This is a genomic window from Mycobacterium sp. (assembly GCF_049278535.1).
Lineage (GTDB): Bacteria > Actinomycetota > Actinomycetes > Mycobacteriales > Mycobacteriaceae > Mycobacterium.
On the sequence record NZ_JBAPMI010000146.1, the window covers coordinates 1 to 5396 of the forward strand.

General features: G+C 62.6%; 7 protein-coding genes. 2 read left to right on the forward strand and 5 right to left on the reverse strand.

Going from position 1 to position 5396, the window contains the following annotated elements; translation table 11 throughout:
• The 4 genes from WAO18_RS09320 to WAO18_RS09335 all read right to left on the reverse strand — a co-directional run.
• Positions 1-314: nickel-dependent hydrogenase large subunit (locus WAO18_RS09320; protein ID WP_422205781.1), on the reverse strand; the 314-nt coding region annotated here is incomplete at its 3' end.
• Between the two features lie 39 nt (positions 315-353).
• Entirely contained in the window at positions 354-1409 is a 1056-nt protein-coding gene (locus WAO18_RS09325) for a hydrogenase expression protein HypE (protein ID WP_422205783.1), read from the reverse strand.
• 334 nt (positions 1410-1743) lie between these two features.
• A complete protein-coding gene (hypB, locus tag WAO18_RS09330; RefSeq protein WP_422205785.1) occupies positions 1744-2526 on the reverse strand; it encodes a hydrogenase nickel incorporation protein HypB in 783 nt (260 codons plus the stop codon).
• Positions 2527-2538: 12 nt separating this feature from the next.
• A complete protein-coding gene (locus tag WAO18_RS09335) occupies positions 2539-2874 on the reverse strand; it encodes a hydrogenase maturation nickel metallochaperone HypA (protein WP_422205787.1) in 336 nt (111 codons plus the stop codon).
• Between the two features lie 186 nt (positions 2875-3060).
• Here WAO18_RS09335 and WAO18_RS09340 point away from each other — a divergent pair, with 186 nt between their 5' ends.
• Positions 3061-3264 (forward strand): zinc transporter Slc39a7, encoded by a 204-nt coding sequence (locus WAO18_RS09340; RefSeq protein ID WP_422205789.1) that lies wholly within the window; start codon positions 3061-3063, stop codon positions 3262-3264.
• A 219-nt stretch (positions 3265-3483) separates the two neighbouring features.
• On the forward strand, positions 3484-3726 hold the full coding sequence (locus WAO18_RS09345) for a DUF6400 family protein (RefSeq protein ID WP_422205791.1): 243 nt from the start codon (positions 3484-3486) through the stop codon (positions 3724-3726).
• Positions 3727-3969: 243 nt separating this feature from the next.
• On the opposite strand, the gene mtr is transcribed toward WAO18_RS09345, so the two are convergent.
• Positions 3970-5352 (reverse strand): mycothione reductase, encoded by a 1383-nt coding sequence (mtr, locus tag WAO18_RS09350; RefSeq protein ID WP_422205792.1) that lies wholly within the window; start codon positions 5350-5352, stop codon positions 3970-3972.
• Positions 5353-5396 lie beyond the last annotated feature (44 nt).

The following is a 5396-nucleotide window of genomic DNA, read 5'->3' on the forward strand; positions in this document are numbered from 1 at the left end:
AGGTTCGGCGGCTTGACCCCGTAGGCCATGTTCTGGGCATAACAGGAACAGACGGCGTGGTTGTCTCCACAGATTCCGCAGATGCGGCTGGTGATGAAGTGCGCGTCGCGAGGGTCCTTGCCTTTCATGAAGATCGAGTAGCCGCGGAAAATGGACGAGGTGCTGTGACACTCGACCACTTCGCGATTCTCGAAGTCGATTTTGGTGTAAATGCCGAGGCTGCCCACGATCCGAGTGATCGGATCCCATGCCATCTCGACGAGTTGGCCGGGCTCGCGCTTCGCGTGGGACGGCTCGGGGATGATCGTTGTCATCGGAGTTTGCTCCCTACCTTCGAGCTGAGATGGTGCGCATTACCAGGTGCGGTGTGCGCCGGTTGTGAGTTTGTCGCCCTTGTGCCGCCAGCGCGGTTCCTTGTCGAGCGTGCGGTTGGTGATGCCCCGCAGATTCCGGATCACCGAGCCGTAGAGGCCCGATGCAGTGGTGGACACCTTGCCGCCCGGGGGTTCGTCCATGAACGGCATGAACTTGTCCGGGAACCCGGGCATGGTGCATCCGATGCAGATTCCGCCGACGTTCGGGCATCCGCCGATCCCGTTGATCCAGCCTCGCTTGGGCACGTTGCATTTGACGACCGGACCCCAGCAGCCAAGCTTCACAATGCATTTCGGCGATCCATACTCGGTGGCGAAGTCACCCTGCTCGTAGTAGCCGGCCCGGTCGCAACCCTCGTGCACGGTGCTCCCGAACAGCCACTGCGGCCGCAACGCGTCATCAAGTGGGATCATCGGCGCTTGCCCGGTGGCCATGTAGAGCAGATAGGTCAGCGTCTCCGACAAGTTATCGGGATGGATCGGGCAGCCCGGGACGCAGACGATCGGGATTCCGGCCTTGCTCTTCCAATCCCAGCCCAGGTAATCGGGCACGCCCATCGCCCCGGTCGGGTTGCCGGCCATCGCGTGGATGCCACCGTAGGTGGCACAGGTTCCCACTGCGACCACGGCTGTCGCCTTGGGAGTGAGCCGGTCGAGCCACTCACTGGTGGTCATCGGCTGCCCGGTGGCCGGGTCGTTGCCGAACCCACACCAGTACCCCTCGTTCTTGATCGCCTCGTTTGGGATCGAACCTTCGACGACGAGCACGAACGGTTCGAGCTCACCGCGGTCGGCCTTGAAGAACCATTCGAGGAAGTCGTCCGCGCCGCCGGTGGGGCCGCACTCGAAATCGATCAGTGGCCAGTGCACGGCGATCTTGGGCAGTCCGGGTAGCGCGCCGAGCGCGATCTCCTCGATACTGGGTTGCGTGGCGGCAGTCAGCGCCACAGAATCGCCGTCACAACTCAGACCCGCATTGATCCATAGAACGTGGATCAATGTTTCTTCTGCTTTGACTGCTGCTTCCGTTGGCATATCGCAGCTTTCCGGGACCGGGGCTAAGGTCCCTGACACCGCGGGAGTCGGCTATCGGCCCGCTTACGCGGCGCTATGTCCTGGGTTTACTCTCGCTGAACTGCCTTGTCAACGAAGTTCTGGCAAATCTGGAGACCGCGTACGGGATTCCGGATTTCCGACCAGATTTCGTCAGCGACGGCGTACTCTTTGCGAACGATCGCCGTCGGCAGCGATCAATGGGGCGTACCGATCAGCAACACTAATAACGTCTTGCGAATCAGTCGCACGTGTTGGTAATCAAGCGATTTCCAGCTGAACTCCGGGCGGGTATCCCGCTGCCACCGCCGTGCTCTCAGGTCGCTGAACCTGCCATGAACTGTCGCAGCCAATCGAACCAGTCGGCCATGCCGACGCCGGTGCGAGCACTGACTGGCAAAATCGTCGCCGTCGGATTGACCTCGCGCACGCGGGTGACATACGAGTCGACGTCGACCTCCAAATACGGCACCAGGTCGATCTTGTTGAGCAGCACCACATCGACGGCGCGGAACATCACCGGATACTTCAGTGGTTTGTCGTCACCCTCGGTAACCGAATACACCATCGCCTTGGCATGCTCGCCGACATCAAACTCGGCCGGGCACACCAGATTTCCGACATTCTCGATGATCACCAAGTCTAGACGAGCCAGATCCAGTCCCTGCAGCGCACGATTGACCATCGGCGCGTCGAGGTGGCATTCGCCGCCGAATCCGTTGCCGGTGTTCAGGAGGGATATCTGGGCGCCGCGGCCCCCGAGTTTGGCGGCGTCCAGGTCGGTGGCGATGTCGCCCTCGATCACTCCCACGGCGATCTTGCCGGCGAGTTCGTCGAGGGTGGCTTCCAGCACCGTCGTCTTCCCGGACCCGGGGGAACTCATCAGGTTGATCGCACGAACACTGTTGCGCTCAAACGCCTGTCGATTGAAATCTGCCCGGACGTCGTTCTCGGCGAAGATCGACTCAAGGACGTCGATCCGCTGGGACCCGGTCCGGTAGCCACTGTGATCGCCGTGGTCGTGGGAATGAACGTGGGTGTGCTCACCGTGCTCGTGGGTGTGCACGGTCCCGTCGTCGTGGCGGTGAAATCTACCCATCGTCAACACCTTTCACGAGACATCCAGTGACGTCACCAAAAACTCGTCGCCGCGCAGCACCTCGACGTCAGCACTCCCGCAACACGGGCACAGCAGTGACCACTGGGAAGTGATCGCCGACTCGTTGCCGCAGGACCGGCAGCGCACTTCAGCGGTGACGAATTCGAGTTCCAACTCGGCATCGGGCATGTCCTCGTAGTCCCGAAGCAGCGTCCAGCAAAACGACAGCGATTCGGGTACCACCTGGCGAAGCGCGCCGATCCTGACGCGTACGACGTCGACGTGGCGACCGTCGGCGTACGGTTTGACCACGCCGACGATCGCCTCGCAGAGCGAAAGCTCATGCACGGCTATCACCGCCGAGTCCCGAGCCCTGACACCTGAGGCCCATGCGCACTGTTCTACACCCCAGGCGCCGCGAGGGTTGCAGACCAGACAGGATGCCCCTAATTCAGCGGGTCTGGCTTGTTCCCAGGGCTCATCGCGGAGAGCACAATGGTTGCAGCCGGGATCTCACACCACAGGGAGACGACAGTGACACACCATAAAGACGGTCACGACGAACCGCATACCCACGAACACCGCCACGACGACCTCACCCACACGCACCCGCACACCAGCCACGATCACGAGCACGTCGAGCACGATCACGCCCACGCCCACGACGACGGAACCGAACACACGCATCCGCATGTACACCAAGCGGATCTGGGGCAAGAGCACAACCACCCCCACTAATCAGCGGCGCCCGAGCGCCGGCGGCCTCGCAGATCCATCTGGCCGGCCGGTTCAGTTGTCGATGCCTGCTCAAGGCCGCCAAGCGCACTCGATGATGCCGGCGGAGCGGACGAAAGTGTGATCAACCTCAACCGTCGAATGTGACGGAGGCCATTGCCGACTGCAAGCGCGACCGCCGACTCTGGTAGCTCGTTTGACATGTCGGCACGGGGAGACCAAGTGGCTGCTGAGGCCAATCATCTGGCGTTCGCATACGACCTGACGCTTGACGAGGCGCGCCGCCGGGCCGCCATCCTCGAGGCGATCGGGGACGATTGGGACCCGGTGGAAGTGCTGGCCCAGGAGGATCGCGCGTACGCGATGTTGTACTCCGATCTTGACGACGATCAGCAACGTATCTACGACGACCTGGTGGCCGCCGGCGTGCTTCCGGATCGGGTGGCTGGCCGTGTTTCCGATTGATCCCACTGCTGATCGAGGTCGCCGCGCCTGGTTCAGCTGCCCACAGTGCGACCACGGCGTCGGCTGTAACGCTTGCCAGAGCAGTCGCAATTGCGATGCGCACTGGCAGTATCTGCTGAACAGTCGGGCGTGGCTCCTGCACCTGCAATGTCCCGACTGTGGCCATCTGTGGTCGATCGACAGTCGGCAGCGCGGTCGATCCTCAACCACCGCCGCGTAATCCGGCCGGACCGGGCACGGCCGTCAGTCTGACAGTCCCAGTAACGCGTTCTCGACGACTTCCGGCAGCGCAGGGTGAATCCAGTACTGACCGAGCGCCATCTCGTGCGCGGTCAGACCAAAGCTCATCGCCTGAATCAACGGCTGGATGATCGACGACGCCTGGTGGCCCATGATGTGAACACCGAGCAACCGGTCGGTCGCGGAGTCCGCGACGAGTTTGACGATGCCGGTGGTGTCCTCCATTGCCCAGCCGTAGGCGACGTCGGAGTAATTCTGGACCTTGCAGGACACGTCGAAACCCTTTGCGACGGCTTCGTTCTCGGTCATTCCGACGCTGGCGATCTGCGGATCGGTGAACACGGCCGCTGGTACAAAGCGGTGGTCGGTGGCGACCATTGCGGCGGTGTCATCCCAGTCGCGGAGCAGGTTGTGCTGCACAACGCGCGCCTCGTGGTTGGCCACATGTTTCAGCTCGTAGGGCGACGACACGTCGCCGAGTGCGAAAACGTTACGCGCAGAGGTCCGTTGATATTCGTCGACGACGACCCGGCGATCGTCGAGATCGATGCCGACCTTGTCGGCGTCCAGCAGGTCGCCGTTGGGGCGCCGGCCCGTCGCCACCAGCACGGTGTCGGCTTGCAGTTCGGAGCCGTCGTCGAGTTCCAGCACGATGCCAAACTTGTTCTGATGCGAGCCGATGATGTTGACGTGGCTGCGCACGCCCCACTTGGCCGACGCGATGCGGGTGAAGCGTGAGCTCAGTGTGTCGTCGAGATGCCGAAGCAGAGCACCGCCGCGGATCACCAACGTGATCCGGACACCGAGCGCGGAGAACACATGGGCGAATTCGCATGCCACGAAGCCGCCGCCGACGATCACCAGATGCTTGGGTAACTCCGGTATCCGCATGACGTCGTCGCTGGTGTAATAGCGGACCCCGCAGTCGCGGATGGCCGGCGGAATCTCTGGACGTGCCCCCGCGGCGACTACCACCTGCTCGGCGGTGAACTCGTCGCCGTCGTCGGTGCGCAGCAGATAACGGCCGTCGGACTGGACCGCCGCGAAGCGGGTGTGCTTGTCGTAGACGTCGACATTCCGCTCCGCGCGGCGGTAGTCTTCGCCGCCGATCGCGATCGGGTCGATGCGCCCGAACACGCGTGAAACGATGTCGTCCCAGCGCACCCGGTCGATGTGCGCGTCGATGCCGTAACGCGCTGCCGTGCGGATTGTTTCGGCGACCTCGGCAGCGTAGACGAACATCTTGGTCGGAATGCAGCCGACATTGAGACAGGTTCCGCCGAACGTTCCCTGCTCGCAGATCGCGACTCGCTTGTTTGCATAGCGTTCGTCGAGAATGCTGTTGCCCGAACCTGTTCCGATGATCGCCAGGTCGTAGCTTTCCATCCGGTAACCCTTCAGCTGTTCTGGGACGCGACGTTGGACGTCGC

Bases quoted from the DNA above. Each gene is read 5' to 3' on its own strand.
- hypB (WP_422205785.1), bottom strand. From the start codon at position 2,526: ATGGGTAGATTTCACCGCCACGACGACGGGACCGTGCACACCCACGAG.
- WAO18_RS09325 (WP_422205783.1), bottom strand. From the start codon at position 1,409: ATGCCAACGGAAGCAGCAGTCAAAGCAGAAGAAACATTGATCCACGTT.
- mtr (WP_422205792.1), bottom strand. From the start codon at position 5,352: ATGGAAAGCTACGACCTGGCGATCATCGGAACAGGTTCGGGCAACAGC.